The organism is Pedobacter ginsengisoli, assembly GCF_030244015.1.
Lineage (GTDB): Bacteria > Bacteroidota > Bacteroidia > Sphingobacteriales > Sphingobacteriaceae > Pedobacter > Pedobacter ginsengisoli.
The window spans coordinates 1,284,237-1,304,269 of the sequence record NZ_JASSYX010000001.1; the positions used below are offsets into that span (position 1 = coordinate 1,284,237).

The 20,033-nt window shown below is 42.3% G+C and carries 19 protein-coding genes; 7 read left to right on the top strand and 12 right to left on the bottom strand.

Features of this window, described 5'->3' with window-relative positions:
- Window positions 1-14 precede the first annotated feature (14 nt).
- Window positions 15-980 carry a KpsF/GutQ family sugar-phosphate isomerase gene (locus QEP08_RS05520; RefSeq protein WP_285056483.1) on the bottom strand — a complete coding sequence of 322 codons (966 nt, stop codon included), beginning with the start codon at window positions 978-980 and terminating at the stop codon, window positions 15-17.
- An 89-nt stretch (window positions 981-1,069) separates the two neighbouring features.
- Between QEP08_RS05520 and recQ the strand changes: the two genes are divergently transcribed.
- Window positions 1,070-3,259: a DNA helicase RecQ gene (gene recQ, locus QEP08_RS05525; protein ID WP_285056484.1), complete on the top strand. Its 2,190-nt coding sequence runs from the start codon at window positions 1,070-1,072 to the stop codon at window positions 3,257-3,259.
- 32 nt (window positions 3,260-3,291) lie between these two features.
- Window positions 3,292-4,107 (top strand): 3-deoxy-8-phosphooctulonate synthase, encoded by an 816-nt coding sequence (gene kdsA / locus QEP08_RS05530; protein ID WP_285056485.1) that lies wholly within the window; start codon window positions 3,292-3,294, stop codon window positions 4,105-4,107.
- Between the two features lie 3 nt (window positions 4,108-4,110).
- On the opposite strand, the gene QEP08_RS05535 is transcribed toward kdsA, so the two are convergent.
- Window positions 4,111-6,006, bottom strand: coding sequence for an OmpA family protein (locus tag QEP08_RS05535; RefSeq protein ID WP_285056486.1), 1,896 nt, complete (start codon window positions 6,004-6,006; stop codon window positions 4,111-4,113).
- A gap of 52 nt (window positions 6,007-6,058) precedes the next feature.
- The gene (locus tag QEP08_RS05540; RefSeq protein WP_285056487.1) at window positions 6,059-6,682 is read right to left on the bottom strand and encodes a 7-carboxy-7-deazaguanine synthase QueE; all 624 of its coding nucleotides are present in this window, start codon (window positions 6,680-6,682) and stop codon (window positions 6,059-6,061) included.
- Between the two features lie 95 nt (window positions 6,683-6,777).
- On the opposite strand from QEP08_RS05540, the gene QEP08_RS05545 reads away from it, so the two are divergent.
- A complete protein-coding gene (locus QEP08_RS05545; protein ID WP_285056488.1) occupies window positions 6,778-7,110 on the top strand; it encodes a Rieske (2Fe-2S) protein in 333 nt (110 codons plus the stop codon).
- Between the two features lie 3 nt (window positions 7,111-7,113).
- Here QEP08_RS05545 and QEP08_RS05550 read toward each other — a convergent pair whose 3' ends face one another.
- From QEP08_RS05550 to QEP08_RS05575, 6 genes are read right to left on the bottom strand one after another with little or no spacing between them, the layout of a single operon-like run.
- The gene (locus QEP08_RS05550; RefSeq protein ID WP_285056489.1) at window positions 7,114-7,995 is read right to left on the bottom strand and encodes a bifunctional 5,10-methylenetetrahydrofolate dehydrogenase/5,10-methenyltetrahydrofolate cyclohydrolase; all 882 of its coding nucleotides are present in this window, start codon (window positions 7,993-7,995) and stop codon (window positions 7,114-7,116) included.
- 2 nt (window positions 7,996-7,997) lie between these two features.
- Window positions 7,998-9,785, bottom strand: coding sequence for a translation elongation factor 4 (gene lepA, locus QEP08_RS05555; RefSeq protein ID WP_285056490.1), 1,788 nt, complete (start codon window positions 9,783-9,785; stop codon window positions 7,998-8,000).
- Window positions 9,786-9,806: 21 nt separating this feature from the next.
- Window positions 9,807-10,547, bottom strand: coding sequence for a copper homeostasis protein CutC (locus QEP08_RS05560; RefSeq protein WP_285056491.1), 741 nt, complete (start codon window positions 10,545-10,547; stop codon window positions 9,807-9,809).
- A 17-nt stretch (window positions 10,548-10,564) separates the two neighbouring features.
- A complete protein-coding gene (locus QEP08_RS05565) occupies window positions 10,565-11,587 on the bottom strand; it encodes a glycosylasparaginase (RefSeq protein WP_285056492.1) in 1,023 nt (340 codons plus the stop codon).
- Window positions 11,588-11,590: 3 nt separating this feature from the next.
- A complete protein-coding gene (locus QEP08_RS05570) occupies window positions 11,591-12,394 on the bottom strand; it encodes a nitrilase family protein (protein ID WP_285056493.1) in 804 nt (267 codons plus the stop codon).
- 23 nt (window positions 12,395-12,417) lie between these two features.
- Window positions 12,418-13,563 (bottom strand): methionine aminotransferase, encoded by a 1,146-nt coding sequence (locus QEP08_RS05575; RefSeq protein WP_285056494.1) that lies wholly within the window; start codon window positions 13,561-13,563, stop codon window positions 12,418-12,420.
- A 66-nt stretch (window positions 13,564-13,629) separates the two neighbouring features.
- On the opposite strand from QEP08_RS05575, the gene QEP08_RS05580 reads away from it, so the two are divergent.
- Window positions 13,630-14,400 (top strand): queuosine precursor transporter, encoded by a 771-nt coding sequence (locus QEP08_RS05580; protein ID WP_285056495.1) that lies wholly within the window; start codon window positions 13,630-13,632, stop codon window positions 14,398-14,400.
- 2 nt (window positions 14,401-14,402) lie between these two features.
- On the opposite strand, the gene QEP08_RS05585 is transcribed toward QEP08_RS05580, so the two are convergent.
- Window positions 14,403-14,765 carry a response regulator transcription factor gene (locus QEP08_RS05585; RefSeq protein ID WP_285056496.1) on the bottom strand — a complete coding sequence of 121 codons (363 nt, stop codon included), beginning with the start codon at window positions 14,763-14,765 and terminating at the stop codon, window positions 14,403-14,405.
- A gap of 207 nt (window positions 14,766-14,972) precedes the next feature.
- On the opposite strand from QEP08_RS05585, the gene QEP08_RS05590 reads away from it, so the two are divergent.
- The 3 genes from QEP08_RS05590 to QEP08_RS05600 all read left to right on the top strand — a co-directional run bounded on the left by QEP08_RS05590 (window position 14,973) and on the right by QEP08_RS05600 (window position 16,873).
- On the top strand, window positions 14,973-15,152 hold the full coding sequence (locus tag QEP08_RS05590) for a histone H1 (protein ID WP_285056497.1): 180 nt from the start codon (window positions 14,973-14,975) through the stop codon (window positions 15,150-15,152).
- A gap of 64 nt (window positions 15,153-15,216) precedes the next feature.
- A complete protein-coding gene (gene mgrA / locus QEP08_RS05595) occupies window positions 15,217-16,212 on the top strand; it encodes an L-glyceraldehyde 3-phosphate reductase (protein ID WP_285056498.1) in 996 nt (331 codons plus the stop codon).
- A gap of 7 nt (window positions 16,213-16,219) precedes the next feature.
- A complete protein-coding gene (locus QEP08_RS05600) occupies window positions 16,220-16,873 on the top strand; it encodes a YceH family protein (RefSeq protein WP_285056499.1) in 654 nt (217 codons plus the stop codon).
- Between the two features lie 233 nt (window positions 16,874-17,106).
- On the opposite strand, the gene QEP08_RS05605 is transcribed toward QEP08_RS05600, so the two are convergent.
- Complete coding sequence (locus tag QEP08_RS05605; protein WP_285056500.1) at window positions 17,107-19,446, bottom strand: GAF domain-containing protein; 2,340 nt, start codon at window positions 19,444-19,446, stop codon at window positions 17,107-17,109.
- Between the two features lie 102 nt (window positions 19,447-19,548).
- Window positions 19,549-19,941, bottom strand: coding sequence for a hypothetical protein (locus QEP08_RS05610; protein ID WP_285056501.1), 393 nt, complete (start codon window positions 19,939-19,941; stop codon window positions 19,549-19,551).
- Window positions 19,942-20,033 lie beyond the last annotated feature (92 nt).

A 20,033-nucleotide genomic window follows, 5' to 3' on the forward strand; every position in this document is an offset into this window, starting at 1 on the left:
GATTCAGCGTATCGTTAAATTATGCCTTCCTGCAGAAGGTCATGTAAATGTATCATCCCAAAATACTTATTCTCCTCAGTAACCAGTAATTGGGTGATATTGTTTGCCTTGATCAGTTCAAGTGCATGCACTGCCAGCATTTCCCTGTCGATGGTCTTAGGATTTCTGTTCATCAGGTCAGTCGCTTTTATATTGGCTAAATTAGAATATTTTTCAAGCATTCTTCTAATATCACCATCTGTTATTATTCCTAAAATGGAACCGCCTTCAATAACAACGACTGCACCTAAACGGTTTTGACTAATTTCCACGATCACATCTTTTACGGATGCGGAGGAATGAATACTTGGCTTTTGGTTTTTTACAGCGATGTCTCCGGCCTTTAGATAAAGTCTTTTTCCTAAAGCACCACCCGGATGGTATTTTGCAAAGTCATCTTCGTTAAAATTACGGGCATGCAGCAGGCATACGGCGAGTGCATCGCCCATAGCGAGCTGTGCTGTGGTACTGGTGGTTGGGGCAAGGTTATGCGGGCAGGCTTCTTTCTCTACATAAGTGTTCAGTATGTAATCAGCCTGCAAGCCCAGATCAGAATCCGGCTGTCCTACCATTCCGATCATAATATTGCCGGCCTGCTTAAGCAGCGGGGCCAATATTTTTATTTCCGGGGTATTGCCGCTCTTGGACAAGCAGATCACGATGTCGTTCTTCTGAATCATGCCAAGGTCACCATGAACTGCATCTGCTGCATGCATGAAGATAGAAGGGGTGCCTGTACTGTTGAAGGTCGCTACGATCTTTTGGGCAATGATCGCACTTTTACCAATACCGGTTACAATGACCCTGCCCTCGCTTTGAATGATTAGATCTACAACTTTAACGAAGTCGTCATTTACATTCCCGACCAGTCCCAGAATGGCCTGAGCTTCGAGCTGCAGCGTGTTAATGGCATTGTCTATAATTGATTTTTTACTTTTCAAACAGAATTATTTAGTATATTGATGCTTTGAATTTGTGCAAAATTATGTTATTTTGAAGTAAAAATAGCACTGAATATTTTATACACGGAATGGATGTGAAAAAGTCGTTGTTTGACAACTTACAAACCTTTTTTGGTTTTGATAATTTTAAAGGTGATCAGGAGTCAATAATCACCAATATTCTTGAAAAAAAGAATACGTTTGTCATAATGCCTACAGGCGGGGGGAAATCCATTTGCTACCAGTTGCCAGCTCTAATGGAAGGAGGGACGGCGATAGTCATATCTCCTTTGATCGCACTGATGAAAAATCAGGTTGATCAGTTAAGGGCTTTCGGGGGTAGCGACAGTATTGCTCATTTTTTAAACTCATCGCTCAATAAAACAGAAATCACCCAGGTCAAGACAGATTTGTTAAGCGGACAGACCAAATTGCTCTATGTAGCCCCGGAGTCTTTATCCAAACAAGATAATATTGATTTTCTTAAACTGATCACCATATCTTTTGTGGCGGTGGATGAGGCCCATTGTATTTCTGAATGGGGGCATGATTTCAGGCCGGAATACCGGAAGATCAGGCAGGTGATACAGGGCTTGGGAGAGGAAATTCCCATCATCGCCCTTACTGCTACGGCTACTCCGAAAGTACAGCAGGACATCATTAAAAATCTTCAGATGTCTGATGCCACTTTGTTTAAGTCTTCTTTTAACAGGCCAAACCTGTTTTACGAGATCAGACCCAAAAGGGATGTCATTAAGGAGATCATCAGGTATATCAAACAGAACACAGGAAAGTCCGGTATCATTTATTGTCTCAGCCGTAAAAAGGTAGAGGAGGTGGCTGAAACTTTAAATCTCAACGGGATTAAAGCTTTGCCTTATCATGCTGGCCTTGAGCCAAAGGTGAGGGCTGATACTCAGGACAGGTTCCTGATGGAAGATGTGGAAGTCATTGTGGCCACCATTGCATTTGGGATGGGTATTGATAAACCGGATGTCCGTTTTGTGATCCACCATGACATTCCTAAAAGTATGGAAGGTTATTATCAGGAAACCGGAAGAGCAGGAAGGGATGGTGGAGAAGGAGTATGTATCGCATTTTATACGCAAAAGGATGTCGATAAACTGGCCAAATTCATGAAGGATAAGCCAGTGTCAGAACGTGAGATCGGTACGCAGATTCTGAAAGAAGTTATAGATTATGCCGAGTCCGGGGTATGCAGAAGAAAGCAGATCCTTCATTATTTTGGAGAAAACTTTAATGAAACGGGCTGTAACTGCATGTGTGACAACTGTAAAAAGCCCAAGAAACTCTTCGATGCTGAAGAATCGCTTGTGATTCTGCTCAAACTTATTCAAAAGATCGGTGAGAAATTTGATGACGCACATATTCTAAATGTAATATTAGGTCTTGAAACGGCACAAACTATTGCCTACGAGCATGCAAAGATTCCTGAATTTGGATTGGGCGTAGTTGAAGGGGAAAATCACTGGAAATCACTCATCAGACAAGCCGTCTTAAATAATTTCCTTTCCAAGGACATTGACAACTATGGTTTGCTGGGTTTAACAAACTCGGGACGCAGCTTTATAGAGAATCCTTACAGTCTGAAATTTGTGCTCAATGAGCCTATAGAAAGTGCTGCAGATGATGATGAAGATGATGTAAAACATGGTTCGGGGACGCTGGATACGCAACTGTTGCAACTGCTGAAGGACCTGACCAGGAAGATCGGTAAACAGAAAAACCTGCCTCCTTTTGTGATTTTTCAGGAACCTTCACTGGAGGAGATGTGTACCCATTATCCAATTACGATGGATGAGCTCAAACAGATTTCCGGTGTGGGCCATGGCAAGGCACTTAAATTTGGCGGTCCATTCCTCGAGCTCATCAAGAAATACGTTGAAGACAATGATATTGAACGTCCTATTGATCTGATCATTAAGACACAAGCCAATAAATCTCAAATGAAAGTGTCGATCATTCAGAACATCGACCGCAAGATCGGCCTGGAAGATATCGCAAAATCCAAGGGAATTACCTATGATGACATCCTTAAAGAAATTGAAGCCATTGTTAATTCAGGTACCAAACTTAACCTGAGCTATTTTGTGGATGAACTGATTGAGGAAGAACGTCAGGAAGAAGTGTTCGATTATTTCCAGTCGGCAGAAAGCGATTCTATAGAAGATGCGTTGAAGGAGCTGGGAGAAACGGACTATTCCCGGGAAGAAATACAACTAATGCGAATTAAATTTATGTCAGAGCTGGGAAACTAAGCATCTGACCTGTCAAATATTAAAATAAACGAATGATCAACTTCCCCATAGATAATTTAAAAAATCAGGATTCAGGCAATTTCTTTTTGATGGCGGGCCCATGTGCCATAGAGGGCGAGGAAATAGCGCTTCGCATAGCTGAAAAAATAGTTTCCATTACAGATAAACTCAATATTCCATATATCTTTAAAGGGTCTTATCGCAAAGCGAACCGCTCAAAAGGAAATTCATTTACGGGAATTGGCGACGAGAAGGCATTGAAGATCCTGGAGAAAGTAAGTAAAACTTTCGGCGTTCCTACAGTAACAGATATTCACGAAAGTGATGAGGCAGCTATGGCTGCGGCCTATGTGGATGTGCTGCAGATCCCTGCTTTTTTATGCAGGCAAACTGACCTGCTCGTTGCAGCGGCGAAAACTGGCAAAGTGGTGAACGTAAAGAAGGGCCAGTTCCTTTCAGCTGGTTCCATGAAATTTGCGGTAGAGAAGATTATCGAGGCAGGGAATAATAAAGTAATCCTGACTGACAGAGGCAATACATTTGGTTATCAGGACCTGATCGTTGATTATCGCGGCCTGCCAGAGATGCAGAGCTTTGGAGTGCCTGTGGTAATGGACTGTACACATTCTCTGCAGCAGCCTAATCAAAGCAGTGGTGTTACAGGAGGAAAACCTCAGCTTATTGAAACCATTGCAAAGGCGGCAATAGCGGTGGGCGCAGATGGCTTATTTATCGAAACTCACCCGGATCCTGCGAACGCGAAATCAGACGGGGCAAATATGCTTCATCTTACTTTGCTGGAAGATCTGCTGGTAAAACTTATTAAAATAAGGCAAGCGGTAATCTAGCTGCTACAGACTGGTAATGACAAAAGAGGTTCTTCTATTTAGTTTTCTGTTGCTTTCGGTATCGTTGTTTGCAATGGGGGCAGTTTCACCAAAGCCTTTATAAGCCAGCCGTTCCGGTGCTATTTTCTGTGCCGTCAGGTAATCATAAACAGCTTTAGCCCGCATTAATGATAGTTTTTTGTTGTCTGCATCATTACCTACATTGTCTGTATGTCCCTGGATCTCTATGCTGATCTTACTGTTGTTCTTTAGTAAATTTGACAATGTACTCAGTTCTGTGACCGAGGCAGGCAGGAGTACATATTCGTTGGTGTTAAAGAAGATGTTTTTTAACACTACGTTGGTGCCGATTTTTAGCTTTTCAAGTGCGATCTGCAATAAAAAAGGAGTATTGATGTAAGTTTCATTGAGCTGATAGTTTTCCGAATGAAATAAATATCCGTCTGCGCTTACATTAAACAGGTAATTGCCGCCTATGGGCATTACTGCCAAAAATTCCCCGTTTTCAGTTGATGTAAAGTCATCATACTCTGTGTTTTTACTTTTCAGGTTTACTACCTGAACCCGCGCTTCTAAAAACTTACCGCTTTCTTTGTCTTTTACTATTCCCTTTACATAGGTGATCGGCATGGGTTTTTTATCGGCCGGCATTTTAAACCGATAGATGTCCATATCACCATACCCGCCTTTCATGGTTGAGGAAAATAATGCTTCTGTTCCATCAGGCGTTACGATTAGCCCCGTTTCTTCATTAAACGTGTTGATCGGATAACCCAGATTTTCAGGCAGGCTCCATTTGTTGTTATCGCCAAGACGGCTTAAGAATATATCTTTATTGCCCATTCCAGGCCATCCGTCTGATGAAAAATAGAGTGTTCTGCCATCAGAATGGATGAAAGGAGTATGTTCATCATAAGGGGTATTGATCTCAGCACCAAGATTTTCAGGTTTGCTCCAATAGCCGTCACTTTTCAACATGCTCTTCCAGATGTCGTAGCCACCCAGTCCGCCAGGCCTGTTACTCACAAAATATAATGTGTTTCCATCCGGACTAATTGTTGGCTGCGATTCCCAGTAAGGAGTATTTAAGGGTGCCCCCAGGTTGAATGGATCCCCCCAGCTGCTGCCTTCTTTGTGACTTACATAAATATCGCATCTGCCCAATCCATCGGGTCTGTTACAGCCTGTAAAGAAAAGATACCGGCCATCAGCCGAAATAGACTGCGCACCTTCGTTAAATTTTTCGGTATTGATCTTATTGCTTAATGGTACCGGGATGCCCCATTTGTTATCTTTCTTTTCGGCGATATAGAAATCTTCATTGTCACTGATATTTCTGCTAAAGATCATTTTTTCGCCGTCTGCCGTAACAGAAGGAAAGTAATCCCGGTACTTAGAATTGATGGCGTCCCCAAGATTTACAGGTTCATACTTTTTCGGTGATTTAACAGCCAGAGCTGCAAATTCACAATCTTTTAAATATTTATTGGCCCTTCGAATGAAATCAGGATCTGCTCCTTTATATTTATTCAAAAATAGCTTGATGTTGTCCAGTCCATCGCTATAGTCCCCGATATTGATGTCGGCCTCGGCCAGCCCGTAATACATTCTTGGGTCTGCATCTTTTCCCAATGCTATAGCACTTTTAAAGGCCGCTTTGGAGGCGTCATATGCTTTTATCCGCCTGTTAATGTCTCCAAGTTGTATAAAGGCAAACTGAAAGTCCGGATCCGCTTTTACGGCGTCGGCCAGCGCAGCTATAGCAAGGTCGTACTGATCATTTTTTAAATGAGTCTGTGCCTTGTCAAAGCTGTTCTGAGCTTTCTTTATCGCTGATGTCTGAGCGTTAACATGGCATGCGATAAAGTATAAGAAGAACAGAAATAACAATTTCTTCATAAACGCTCGTCTTAACGATTAGATTAAATATAACGAGAATAGGCAACAAATGCTATGGAATGTTTAAAAATTTGTGGGTCTGCAAGGAAATCTCCCATTTTGGATTGGCCATTACATACTCAATAATAAGCGGGGTGATCTCTTGCGACTTTGACCATTCGGGCTGGAGGTACAATTTACAGCGGTCTGAAACTGTCTCCGCATATTTTTCTGCCCATTCAAAGTCACTCTTGTTGAAAACGATCACTTTGAGCTCATTCGCAAAGGGAGTAATGTCTGGTCTTGGTGCTTTAAACTTCTTTGGTGACAGGCAGATCCAATCCCAGGAACCGGAAAGAGGATAGGCGCCGGAAGTTTCTATAAATGTTTTGATTCCTTTTTTTTGCAGTTCGGCAGTCAGGTAATCCATGTTGTAGATCAAAGGCTCGCCGCCGGTAATCACTACTGCTTTGCCAGGAAAGCTATCTGCTTTGGTCACAATTTCATCCGCTGCGGTCAAAGGGTGTAGTTCTGCATCCCAACTTTCTTTGACATCACACCAGTGACAGCCCACATCACATCCGCCTAAACGGATAAAATACGCTGCTTTTCCGGTATTGAAGCCTTCGCCCTGTATCGTGTAAAATTCTTCCATTAAAGGAAGTAATGTGCCGTCTTCCGGTATTTGATGTGCCATAATGAGGGCGCAAAGTTAAATAAAATAATGTAAGGGAGTGTCAAACCTCGTATATTGAGCGTGTTTAATGACTAAGCAATGAAAAAATATTTGGAATGATCCGATGGCACAAGATTGATAAACCAATTCCGGATGAAGAGTTTGTCATGCAGGTCAACCTTGCCGGAAAAAAACTTTGTCTGATCCGCCATCAGCAAAAAATATTTGCGGTGCAGAATAATTGCCCGCATGCTGGTGGTATCCTAAGCGGTGGCTGGTGCAAAAATGGTTTCCTGGTTTGCCCGATTCATCGCTGGGAATACAGTTTGCAAACAGGAAGAGGAGCAGAAGGTCAGGGTGACTACATCGATACTTATCCCGTTGAGACCAGGGCTGACGGCATCTACATAGGTATTAAAGAAAGTTTTTGGAAAAAACTTTGGAAGTAATGCTTATTTGTAGATTTCTTTCTTTGCAGATGCCAGGGTGTTCTTCAACAAGCCGACAATCGTCATCAGTCCGACACCACCGGGAACAGGGGTGATCCATGATGAAATTGGTGCTACATTTTCAAAATCAACATCTCCATATAGCTTGTAACCTGATTTCGTAGTTTCGGAAGTCTCACGGTTCATACCCACATCGATTACTATCGCGCCTGGTTTTACCATGTCTGCGGTGATGTAGTTCTTCCTGCCGATAGCAGCAATGACGATATCTCCCTGGAGGGTCATTTCTTTCAGATTTGCAGTCCTGCTGTGGGTTAATGTTACGGTGCAATTACCCGGATTGGCATTTCGGCCCATCAGTATACTCATCGGACTACCCACGATATTGCTCCTGCCAACTACAACACAATGTTTGCCTGCGGTATCAATACCGTATTCCTGCAACATCAGCATGATGCCAAAAGGAGTCGCCGGAACAAAGCAAGGCAAGTTGCGCATCATACGGCCCAGATTGATGGGATGAAAGCCATCTACATCTTTGCGGTGGTCGATTGTTTCAGTTACCTTCTCCGGATCGATGTGTTTGGGAAGAGGAAGTTGAACGATAAGGCCGTCTACACCTGCGTCCTGATTAATTTCTTCTACTTTAGCCAGCAATTCGGCCTCGCTCACTGAATTGTCGTACCTAATCAATGAAGATTGAAAGCCAACCTTTTCACAATTTTTCATTTTGCTGGCTACATAGGTTTCGCTGCCTCCATCATTTCCGACCAATATAGCGACCAAGTGGGGCTTTCTCCCTGACGAAGCTAAAAAATCAGCAGCCTCAGCTGCAATGTCCTGTTTTATTTTTTCTGAAATGAATTTTCCGTCGAGTAACTGCATGCTTAATCTAATTTCAGTACGGCCATAAATGCGGTCTGCGGGATTTCTACATTACCGACCTGGCGCATACGTTTCTTTCCTTGTTTTTGTTTTTCCAATAGCTTGCGTTTACGTGAAATGTCACCGCCATAGCATTTAGCGGTAACGTCTTTTCGCAAAGCACTTAGTGTTTCCCGGGCAATAACTTTTGCACCAATAGATGCCTGGATCTTAATTTCAAATTGCTGACGCGGAATCAATTCCCTTAGTTTCTCGCAAATTTTCTTTCCAAAATCATAGGCATTGCTGCGGTGGATCAGGGAGGATAGGGCATCAACCGGTTCTTCATTCAGGAGCATATCCAATCTGACCAGATCTGATTTGCGATAACCGATCTGGTGATAATCAAATGAAGCATAACCCTTGGAAATCGTTTTTAATTTATCATAAAAGTCGAAAACGATCTCTCCCATAGGCATTTCAAATATAAGTTCCACCCGGTCAGAAGTCAGGTAAGACTGGTTGGCAATAATCCCTCTTTTTTGGATACAAAGTGACATCACAGGTCCTACGAACTCGGCTTTGGTAATGATATTTGCTTTGATATAAGGCTCTTCCACAAAGTCCAGTTTACTTGGGTCAGGCAGATCTGAGGGATTGTTTACGGTGACCTCATCGCCCTTAGTGGTTCGCGCAATATAAGATACGTTGGGCACGGTGGTAATCACTGTCATATCGAATTCACGCTCCAGACGCTCCTGGATGATCTCCATGTGCAGCATTCCAAGAAAGCCGCAACGGAAACCGAAACCCAAAGCGGCAGAACTTTCAGGCTCAAAAACAATAGAAGCATCATTCAATTGCAGCTTATGCATTGCTTCCCGTAATTCCTCAAACTCATCGGTATCAACGGGATAAATCCCGGCGAAAACCATTGGCTTCACTTCTTCAAAGCCCTGAATAGAGTCTAAAGATGGTCTGTCAACTGTAGTAATCGTATCCCCGACTTTTACCTCACGGGCTTCTTTAATTCCTGAAATGATATAACCTACGTCACCGGTTTTAACTACGGTACGTGGTGCCATATCCAGTTTCAGGATACCAACTTCGTCCGCTAAATACTGTTTGCCTGTATTGATGAATTTAACTTTATCGCCTTTTTTAATCTGGCCGTTTACTACTTTATAATAAGCGATAATTCCCCTGAAAGGATTAAAAACGGAGTCGAAAATCAGGGCTTGTAAAGGAGCCTCAGGATCGCCAACAGGAGCAGGGACACGGTCTACTATAGCCTGAATGATATCTGGTATGCCCAGACCGGTCTTGCCTGACGCAGGAATAATATCCTCACGTTTACAGCCGATCAGGTCAATAATCTGGTCTTTCACTTCCTCAGGCATTGCTCCCGGTAAATCCATTTTATTTAGAATGGGGATAATCTCCAGATCGTGCTCCAGAGCCAGGTATAAGTTGGAAATGGTTTGTGCCTGAATTCCCTGTGAAGCATCAACGATCAGCAGGGCACCTTCGCAGGCAGCAATGGAACGTGAAACTTCGTAAGAAAAATCCACGTGGCCCGGTGTGTCAATCAGGTTAAAATTGTATTCAATTTCACCAACCTTATAATTCATTTGTATGGCGTGGCTTTTGATCGTGATTCCACGCTCACGCTCCAGATCCATATTGTCCAGCAACTGCGCCTGAGCTTCGCGCGAGCTAATGGTTTTGGTATATTCTAATAAACGGTCGGCCAGAGTGCTTTTCCCGTGGTCAATATGTGCAATTATGCAGAAATTACGTATATGCTTCATCAGTGGCGCAAAGATAAGATTTTATTCTACACTATTGGCCAGTTCAATTAAGGTTTTTACCGTATGGCTGTCAGTCAGATCATAGCTGAATTCATCTCCCAGAGCGCCCATATTCAGGTTTGGATTCCTGAATTTCATATGGCTTTTTACTGTTTTACGGGCAGAGGCATGAAACTCTCCGGCATCTGTTATCCTGATGAGCTCGGAAATATTTTGGGCAGATATACCTGCGCCCGGCATGATACTGATGCGATGTCCGGCCTGCCGGACCAGTGCGGCCAGAACTTTGGCTCCCTGCAATGCCGAAGCTTCTCCACCCGAACTTAGAATGCGTTCGCAGCCCAAATCAATAATGTCTTCCAGTGCCTTAAACAGGTCACTGCTCATGTCAAAAGCCCGGTGAAAAGTTACACCCATTGGGCCAGCAAGGTCGATCAGCTCCCTGCAGCGTGACATGTCCACAGTGCCATCTGCCTTTAAAATACCGATAACTATACCATTGCAGCCAAGCGACCTGCACACAGATATATCTTTTTTCATCAGCTCAAACTCCAGATCAGTATATAGAAAATCACCGCCGCGGGGCCTGATAATTGGGTAAACTTTTATATCCAGCATTTCTTTTGCCAGTTCAATTTGGGCATGGCTGGGTGTAGTACCGCCTTCCGGTAAATTGTCACAAAGCTCAACCCTTATTGCGCCGCCTTCCTGTGCCGCGAGGGCAGAACGCAGGGAGTTGGCGCATACTTCCATATTAATCATAACGGATCTGCTTAATTTTAATAATAACTTTTCCCGTCAATGAGTAAATCGTCTTTTTGCGCTGTACAAACAGCGTAACTAAATCCTTTCTGAATCGCATACGCACCATATTCGCCTTTCTTATTTAAGGCAAGAAATCCTACCTGGATATTTTTTGCGATATCGGGCTTTTTTTTAATGATCCTCATTACAGCCTCTTTACAGGCCTCTTCAGGTGAATGTCCCTGCCTCATCAGTTCTACTACCAGAAAACTGCCCACGTTTCTGATCACTTCTTCACCGACACCAGTAGAAGTCGCGCCGCCGATTTCATTGTCTATATATAATCCTGCTCCGATAATTGGACTGTCACCAACACGTCCATGCAGCTTATAGGCCATTCCACTGGTTGTACAAGCACCTGACAGATTTCCTTTTGCATCCAGTGCCAGCATACCTATCGTATCATGATTGTATTGATTTCCCGGCAATTTCCTGGGTGCGGCTTTGTCGTACTTATTTTCAATATTCATTACCGGTTCGTATTTGGCTGTTTTAAGCCATTCCTTCCATGCTTTCTCACTTTCTTTAGTGAGCAGGTTCTCTTTTTTAAAACCATTTTCAAGTGCAAACTGCAATGCTCCCTCACCAACCAACATGACATGCGGTGTTTTTTCCATTACTAATCTTGCCACTGAAATAGGGTGTATGATGTGTTCCATACCAGCAACTGCACCACAGTTTCCAAATTCATCCATAATGCAGGAATCAAGGGTCACATGGCCATCACGATCCGGAAATCCGCCATAACCGACCGTCTGAATTTTTGGATCTGCTTCTGGTACATGAACCCCTTGTTCTACAGCATCCAATGCCCGACCTCCAGCCGACAATACCTTCCACGCGGCTTTATTTGCCGGAATTCCAAAATCCCAGGTGGAGATTACAACAGGTGGACCGGGATTGGGCACCACAGTGAATGCCAGCGCATTTTTTTTGCCGATAGCCAGCAAGGAAGCAGAAAGAGCAGATGCCTTTATAAATTTTCTACGGTTGAACATTATTTAAATAATTTTAAAATGATCGGCATCTCTTAAAAAAGGAAAGCTGCGGCGGGTTTTTACAAGTTCATCATAATGGATACTAAAAGTATACAGGTCTTCGTCCTCCGGCTTATAATAGACGGTTTTCCCCATAGGATCTATACATTGCGAATGACCACTGTGATAAACCTCCTTACCATCGTGCCCAACACGATTGGCTCCGATCACATAGCTTTGATTTTCAATTGCCCTGGCTGGTATCAATGCATTCCAGTGTGCGGAACGTTTATCAGGCCAGCTGGCAATCAGCAGTAAAATGTCGTACGCTGTATCCTGGTTTCGCAGCCATACCGGGAAACGAAGGTCATAACAGATCGCAAGTCTGATCTTCCAGCCCTTAAGGTCTACTATTACCCTTTCCTGACCGGGTGAATAATGCTTATCCTCGTCACCCAAACCAAATAAATGCCTTTTATCGTAATGACTATAGGTGCCGTCCGGCAGCATCCAGATCATTCTGTTATAATATAGCCCGTTCTCTTTAATGATCAGACTACCAGTCAGGACACAATCGTATTTTTGAGCGGTCTGAGCCATCCAAAGCATTGTTTTTCCGTCCATCTCCTCGGCCAGCGCCTCGGCATTCATACTAAACCCTGTGTTAAACATCTCCGGTAAAATGATCAGGTCAGTTTTTTCCTTGATTCCCATTGAGAGTCTCAAAGCAAGGTTCTGGAGATTTTTATCTATATTTTCCCAAAACAAATAAGCCTGGAAGATGGTGATTTTAAGATTGTTGATGTTCAGGTAATTTGGTTGTTCCATATATTAATTTAATGGGATGTAAATTATAATTTCATTAACCTTTGAACGGCTTTTTCCAGAGTTTCTTGCTTTTTAGCAAAACAAAAGCGTAAAACTTTATGGTCTGTATGCTTTGTGTAAAAAGCTGAAACCGGGATGCTGGCTACCCCGTAATCCCTTACCAGGCTGACAGCCATTTCATTGTCTTTTTCATTACTCAAATGTGCATAGCTAATACATTGGAAATAAGAACCATTACAAGGTAATAATTTAAATTTGGTTTCGCCCAGAAGGGCCCTGAACAAATCCCTTTTTTCCTGGAAAAACGCCGACAGACCTAGATAATTCGAAGAATCCTTCAGATAATTCGCAATCCCCAGCTGCATCGGGGTGTTTACACTGAATACATTAAACTGATGCACTTTTCTGAATTCCTTCATCAATATTTCAGGAGCAAGGCAATAGCCGAGCTTCCAGCCTGTCGTGTGCAGGAGTTTGCCAAAAGATGCAACGATAAAGCTTCTTTCTCTCAATTCGGGATGCAAAGCGATGCTCTGGTGGATCTGGCCATCAAAAATAATATGCTCATAGACTTCATCACTCAGAATCAGAATATCAGTATTTCTGGTCAGTCTGATCAGTGCCTTAATGTCTTTTTCAGACAAAATACATCCGGTAGGATTTTGCGGGCTGTTTAAAATGATCATTTTGGTATTAGCAGAGAACAGTTTCCTGACCATCTCCCAGTCGATCTCATAATCGGGCGGGGCAAGCTCGTAAGGTTTTACCAGTCCGCCAAGCAGCTTTACGGCAGGAGCGTAGCTGTCATAGGCCGGTTCAAATATGATCACCTCATCTCCCGGACTAATGCAGGTACTCAAAGCAGTGAATATCGCCTGAGTTCCGCCCGCTGTTACAGTGACTTCACGCTCCGGATCGTAAGATGCCCCGTACAGATTGTTTACTTTTTCGGCAATAAGCTGTCTCAGTGCAGGAAGACCTGGCATCGGTGCATACTGGTTAAATCCCTTTTTCATAGCCTTTGTCACCTCCGCGACGAGTTTGGGATCACAAGGATAATCAGGAAAACCCTGAGACAAATTTATTGCCTTGTATTCTCCGGCTAATTTTGACATCACGCTGAAAATAGTAGTACCCACACCGGGTAATTTGGATTGTATTGATATCATACCGGGCTAAAATAGAAATAATATTTATCCTGTTATATCAGAATATTTTAATAATTTCAGCCTGATATGAGTTTCAAAACAAAGGAAAGTAAATTGTTATTGGTTTTGGGGGCTTTTTTCGTTGCCAATGCCATTCTTTCAGAATTTATAGGGGTCAAAATATTTACTGTGGAAGGTACCCTCGGCATAAAAAAATTTGACATCGATCTGCTCGGAGTGCCCAACCTTTCTTTCAATATGTCGGCAGGTGTGTTAACCTGGCCCATTATCTTTATCATGACAGATATTATCAATGAGTATTTTGGGGTCAGACAGGTTCGTTATCTTTCCATACTTACAGCAGTTCTCATTTCCTATGCATTTATTGTAGTAGGAGGTGCCATGCAGTTAACTCCGTCAGATTTCTGGATTAATCAAAATATCAACGGCGAAGCCATCAATATGAACAATGCATTCGCTGGGGTTTTCGGTCAGGGCATGTGGATTATAGTAGGTTCTATTGTCGCATTTATCATAGGCCAGATTGCGGACGTAATGATCTTTCACAGAATCAAAAGGATCACAGGCGAAAGGGCGTTATGGCTCAGGGCCACTGGGTCTACACTGGTGTCTCAATGCATCGATAGTTTCGTAGTTATTTTTATTGCTTTTTACCTCAACCCTCAATACCACTGGAGCTGGCAAATGGTTGCGGCGATAGGATTGGTAAACTACACTTATAAATTCGTTGTGGCGATATTGATGACCCCAATCTTATACCTGGTACACGGCCTGATAGACGGTTATCTGGGCAAAGATCTGTCTCAAAGAATGATCAAAATGGCTGGCAGAAAATAATTCTAGGCAGGCAGGATCTTTTTAACATGATCTATCAGGTAATCAAGGTCAAAAGGTTTACTGATAAAATCATCTGCACAAGCTTCTTCCAATACTGCTTTTTCTGCTGCGTGAGCAGACATGATAATGATTTTAATATCTTCTGTTTTAATATCAGATTTTAGATCACGGCATAGTTCAATTCCATTTCCATCCGGAAGCATGACATCCAAAAGTATCAGGTCTGGCCGAACCCGGGCCATGTATGTATGGAACTCTTTTGCGGTGGCAGATGATTCGACCCGGTATCCCGACTCAATAAGTATATATTCAACAATAAATCTAATATCCTCGTCATCCTCCACAACATGTATAAGTTTATCCATAGCTGATAGTCTCTTGTTTGAAAAAACAACCAATGAAGGGGTAAAAGGTTTTTGAAATAAAGTATAAAAAACCAAAACAGCAATGAGGAGTAAATAATACCTCATTATTTATAAAATAATATATATTTGGCTTATAAATTAAACAAGTGGAAGCTGTACAAGCGAAGCATGAACAGTTTCCATACAACTAAAAACAAATAAAAAATCATGGAAAAATTTTCAAAAGTTAAAGAATTGCTGGCTTCTGTAGAGGCTGATGCCGAAAAATTTTATAGTGCAGGCAACAATGCGGCGGGAACCAGAGTGCGCAAAGCAATGCAGGACCTGAAAGTACTTGCACAGGAAATACGTGCTGAAGTTACTGATAAGAAAAACAGCGGTAAATAATTTTTAATTTTATAAGAATAAAGTAGCGGTGGTTAAAAGCCGCTACTTTATTTTTCTTCCATATATGCCTTATACACCCTCTTCTTCACGATATAACAATATGCAATACCGGCGCTGCGGTAAAAGCGGACTAAAACTTTCTGCAATATCTTTAGGCCTCTGGCACAATTTCGGTCATGTTGACCAATTAGAAAATTGTGCTGAAATATTGAGACTTGCATTTGACAGTGGCATCACTCATTTTGACCTCGCCAATAACTATGGCCCGCCGCCGGGTTCAGCTGAAGAGAATTTTGGCAGGTTGATGAAACGGGATTTTCAGGGATACAGAGATGAAATGATCATTTCTTCGAAAGCAGGTTATACGATGTGGGATGGCCCTTATGGCGACTGGGGTTCAAAAAAATACCTGGTAGCAAGTCTGGACCAGAGTCTCAAAAGAATGCAGCTTGACTACGTGGATATCTTTTACCACCACAGACCAGATCCAGATACCCCTCTTGAAGAAACAATGGGTGCGTTAGACCTTATCGTTCGTCAGGGCAAGGCACTTTACGCAGGCATTTCCAATTATAAACCGGCGGAGGCAGCTAAAGCGATTCAATTGCTTAAAGAACTTGGTACACCATGTGTCATTCATCAACCTAAATACTCCATGTATGAACGCTGGGTGGAGGACGGACTGCTGGATTTGCTGGGCAATGAAGGTGTTGGCTGTATTCCTTTCTCTCCATTGGCACAGGGACTGCTTACCGATAAATATTTAAAAGGGATTCCTGCAGATTCAAGAGCAGCCAAGCCCCATGGATTTTTACAGTCAGATCAGATCACAGAAACCATACAACAGCAGCTAAACCAATTAAATACAATTGCTCAGGACAGAGGGCAGAAATTAGCTCAAATGGCCCTTTCCTGGATTCTTCGTGATGAAAGGATAACATCGGTACTCGTTGGCGCCAGCAGGCCCGAACAGTTGGCAGACTCCCTTAAATGTTTGAATAATATAAACTTTAGCGATTCTGAGCTAAAGAATATTGACCGCATTTTATCAAATTCTTGATCACATTATGGACTCGCAGCTTACTTTACCGGTACTGAGTGCCGAAGAGATCAGAGTACTGGGTGTACTAATGGAAAAATCCAGGACTACACCAGAGTATTATCCGATGACCATTAATGCCATTACTGCTGCCTGCAACCAAAAGACTTCGCGAAAACCTGTAGTGCAGTACGATGAACAGACAGTTACACTTACCCTTGATACTTTAAAACGCAAAAGCCTGATCTCTACTGCCACCGGCGGAGCGAGCAGGGTAGTGAAATACAAACATAATTTTGCGATAGTTTTTCCGGTATTACCTGCAGAAGTTGCAGTTATGGCTCTTCTGATGCTAAGAGGCGCGCAAACGCCTGGTGAGATCAATACCAATTCCGGAAGACTATATGAATTTGAATCCCTTGACGAAGTACAGTCTGTACTCGAAAAACTTGCCGGTACTGAATCTGCGTATGTAATGCAATTGCCAAAAAGGGCGGGGCAAAAAGAAACCCGTTATGTTCATCTTTTAGGAGGAGTACCGAACTTAACCCGGGAAGAAGCCGATGACGAGCACTACAGCAGACCCGCCAGCGATCTGGAACAGCGTCTTGCCAGGGTGGAAGAGGAGCTGGCTGCCATGCGTGCTGATTTCGATAAACTAATGAAAGAATTGATGGGTTAAGGTTTGACCGTCTTAACGGTATCTTTTTTTTCCAAAACAGCCGCCTTTTTTTCTTTTTTAGGGTCAGGTGCTTTTAGTCTCATTTTGGGCTCACTGCAGGCCGCCAATAAAAAAAATAATGAAAGTACTGGTATAGCGTTTTTCATAAGTTTTGACTAACTGATTATTTTAGTCAAAAATATACACTAAATAATATATGTTTCAGTTTTTGAAAATAATTGACATATCTATGGCTATAATACCCATACGCGCAGCGCTTTAAGTCCGCTAAGCCCCTGAAGGTCTTCGAGTTCCAGGTCTTCTGTGTCTGCGTGCAAAACACCTGTCTCCTGCAAGTATTTCACAAAAGGAAGGTAATCCTCAATATCCCTCCTGTTAAAATAGATCAAAGCAAGCTTGTCGGGTTGTGTCAACCTTTCCTGCGATCCCCGTATTAATACCTTATCTATCCTTTTCTTGATCATCTGGTACCTGATGTTGTACGCTCCTTCAACATCAAACTTTCGTTCATCTGCCCTGAAGCTGATGTCAATGGTATGATTGTGTATGAAAATCAGTTGTGTTGTCGATAGTTTAACAGGCAGATCAGGTAAGAGCTGTTTCATCATCCTAACTACATGAGTCATTGAAGAAAGTTGCCAGAGCCGGAGATTTTTAAGGTGAAAGTTACTGAAAGGTTTATCCGGAGCAATGGACTGACCAATATAGATGTCGTATTCTACACCATCAGTCCTGAATTTTTCGAAATAACATGGATAAGTCAATTGCAATTTTTCTTTTTCAGCCTCAAAATAATTGTTAATGGCCGTGTTGATCATCTGCATTGAAACTTCCAGAGCGTGCCTGTTTTTGTAGACCTCGCCATTGCCTGATGACATGATCTCCAAATATTTTTGAATCATTTCTTTTGCCCCTGGCTGGGTTTGAGCTACGTGACGCAGGTATTCAGTAGTTTCTTCCTTTAAAAATATGTTCAGATTGTTTTCTTCCGTGGTATTGAGCTCACCCTCTTTCAGGATCCCATTCCATTTTTTGCAATTGAACAACATTTCTTCAATTAATGAGGATTGATCATAGGACCTTAGAGACAGCAAAGTTTCTTCCAGCATACTTAAGTGTAATCCCAGGTCTGCTTTGCTGGCACTATTTCTTTCTGCAGTGGAATTTCTAATATCTATAGCTCCATAAAACGGATATACGTTATTAAAACCAATGCTTTCATTCCTTACTGGCAGGTGCTTTTTCTTATCATGCAGGTGATGCCAGGCAGCCTCATTAAATTTCCACTGTACTGAGGGCTGAATGGAAGTATATTTTTCTTTAATTATATTTTCAATTTCCAGGTTGAATTCGTCAATATAAACCTGCAGCAGCTGCGCTATCGGATCCAATGCCGGTTCCAGAAGAGACAATGTTGTTTCGTCAAAAGTTTCACCTGCCCAGGTGTGCATACCAAGTACACCAACTACCGCATGGTCATAAAATACCGGCATAAGGGCAAGAGATCTAACACCGAGTGCGATGAATTTGTCCAGCCAGGGAAACATCTCCCTGCTCTCTGCCAAAATATCCGGAGAATAGAAAGAGTTGGGATTTGCCGCATAGCCCTCTGCATATTGCTGAAAAGTTTCAGGGCTTAGGGTTTGCTCGCCCCAGACAGAAAACAATACGCCACTGCCACCCTTTACATAACCATAAACCATTTTATTGTTGACCCTCACAAAGGGAAAAAGGTCAAAATGAATATTATTGTTCTGTACCAGGGTTTTAAGTGATTGGATCACTTCAGCATAAGATGCCTTTTCAGCACCGGGGCTCCGCGTAAGCCTTACTTTTTTTATATTTTCAACAGCATACAAAGCAGTTACATCGGATACCGTAAGCACTGAAATGCCACGAAATTCAAAAAGACTTAAGGGCAGCAGACGCTGAAGTGTATTCAGTCCGGATTCATCTGTGAGGTATTGCTGCAACTCTCTGATGGTCAATTTCGGTAGATCTCCTTTAGCCTTTACATCAATAAAGTCAGTGTTGATCTGTACGTGGAAAAATTCCTGCAGGCCAGTATCAGTTTTTATGCCCGTATGAAACTGATGTGTTTTGACCGGAGACTGAAAATGGTATAGTTTTTTAAGGATAAACGAATATAAAAGCCGCAGACGTTCTTCATGATGCTCTTCGGGAGTTTTTGATACCACATAAGCACTGTGATCATGGTTTTTGGTTTCCAGTAGATGGTACATAAGATCCGTACCGTAAAAGGTAATGGGCTGGACGGGAAAACACAATCCCCATGCGAGTGTGTCTTCAGTTGCAAGGGCAGGAGATAAGCAGGCATACATATGCTCAAGCAACAGCTCAAATTTATAGATGTTATCCAGGGAAATATCTTCTTCATCTGAAATTTGTGATTCAAATTCCTGGAGCGCATTTTTATAAAGTAATGCTTTAACAGTATTTTCTTCCTTGACTTTCCCTCTTAAATACTCAACAAAGGGTACAAAAGAGATTGCGGAATCCACTTCAATAGGACACCCCTTACTTTCAGAAAGGTCAAGTATCGTCTTTTTCATAGCTCTTTGTACAATTCTGTTTCAATGTTAGACGTACACATTAACAATTTGTAACGCTGCAATCAAAATACCAGATAAAGATATAAAATAACCTGTCAATCATCAGGAGCTAAGATCACCATTCTTTAATTTTTCTTCTTCTTTTTGGGCCTGGAGCTTTTCCTTCTTCAGATCAATGCGGATAAGATTGTAAATGCTCATGTAAACATTTGCGATCCAGACAATTGAAAATCCTGCAATAAAATACCCCCGCCAGTCGGGGTAGAGTAACGTATATTCGCTAACGAACAATATTAGAATGGTTACATAATGACTGAAGCAGTATTCGCAGGTGAAAAGGTAAAAGAATTTCCTTTCAAAAAAATACCTGCAGGTTTTGGACTTATTGACACAGTATTCCCTTACTTCCTTAAACACTTCTTCTTTCGTTACCGTCCAGGCAATACAGGCGACAGGGAGCGCCAAAACAAACATCCAGTAAACATGTGTTTCCATTAAATATAATTTAGAGGTAGAACAAAATACAAAGGGCTTTGTTTATGAATAAAAATTAGACGTTATTGTAAAATATCTGCTAACACAAGGAA

Coding starts and splice junctions, on each gene's coding strand:
- recQ (WP_285056484.1), top strand. CDS start 1,070: ATGGATGTGAAAAAGTCGTTGTTTGACAACTTACAAACCTTTTTTGGT.
- kdsA (WP_285056485.1), top strand. CDS start 3,292: ATGATCAACTTCCCCATAGATAATTTAAAAAATCAGGATTCAGGCAAT.
- QEP08_RS05535 (WP_285056486.1), bottom strand. CDS start 6,006: ATGAAGAAATTGTTATTTCTGTTCTTCTTATACTTTATCGCATGCCAT.
- QEP08_RS05540 (WP_285056487.1), bottom strand. CDS start 6,682: ATGGCACATCAAATACCGGAAGACGGCACATTACTTCCTTTAATGGAA.
- QEP08_RS05545 (WP_285056488.1), top strand. CDS start 6,778: ATGATCCGATGGCACAAGATTGATAAACCAATTCCGGATGAAGAGTTT.
- QEP08_RS05550 (WP_285056489.1), bottom strand. CDS start 7,995: ATGCAGTTACTCGACGGAAAATTCATTTCAGAAAAAATAAAACAGGAC.
- lepA (WP_285056490.1), bottom strand. CDS start 9,785: ATGAAGCATATACGTAATTTCTGCATAATTGCACATATTGACCACGGG.
- QEP08_RS05560 (WP_285056491.1), bottom strand. CDS start 10,547: ATGATTAATATGGAAGTATGCGCCAACTCCCTGCGTTCTGCCCTCGCG.
- QEP08_RS05565 (WP_285056492.1), bottom strand. CDS start 11,587: ATGTTCAACCGTAGAAAATTTATAAAGGCATCTGCTCTTTCTGCTTCC.
- QEP08_RS05570 (WP_285056493.1), bottom strand. CDS start 12,394: ATGGAACAACCAAATTACCTGAACATCAACAATCTTAAAATCACCATC.
- QEP08_RS05575 (WP_285056494.1), bottom strand. CDS start 13,563: ATGATATCAATACAATCCAAATTACCCGGTGTGGGTACTACTATTTTC.
- QEP08_RS05580 (WP_285056495.1), top strand. CDS start 13,630: ATGAGTTTCAAAACAAAGGAAAGTAAATTGTTATTGGTTTTGGGGGCT.
- QEP08_RS05585 (WP_285056496.1), bottom strand. CDS start 14,765: ATGGATAAACTTATACATGTTGTGGAGGATGACGAGGATATTAGATTT.
- QEP08_RS05590 (WP_285056497.1), top strand. CDS start 14,973: ATGGAAAAATTTTCAAAAGTTAAAGAATTGCTGGCTTCTGTAGAGGCT.
- mgrA (WP_285056498.1), top strand. CDS start 15,217: ATGCCTTATACACCCTCTTCTTCACGATATAACAATATGCAATACCGG.
- QEP08_RS05600 (WP_285056499.1), top strand. CDS start 16,220: ATGGACTCGCAGCTTACTTTACCGGTACTGAGTGCCGAAGAGATCAGA.
- QEP08_RS05605 (WP_285056500.1), bottom strand. CDS start 19,446: ATGAAAAAGACGATACTTGACCTTTCTGAAAGTAAGGGGTGTCCTATT.
- QEP08_RS05610 (WP_285056501.1), bottom strand. CDS start 19,941: ATGGAAACACATGTTTACTGGATGTTTGTTTTGGCGCTCCCTGTCGCC.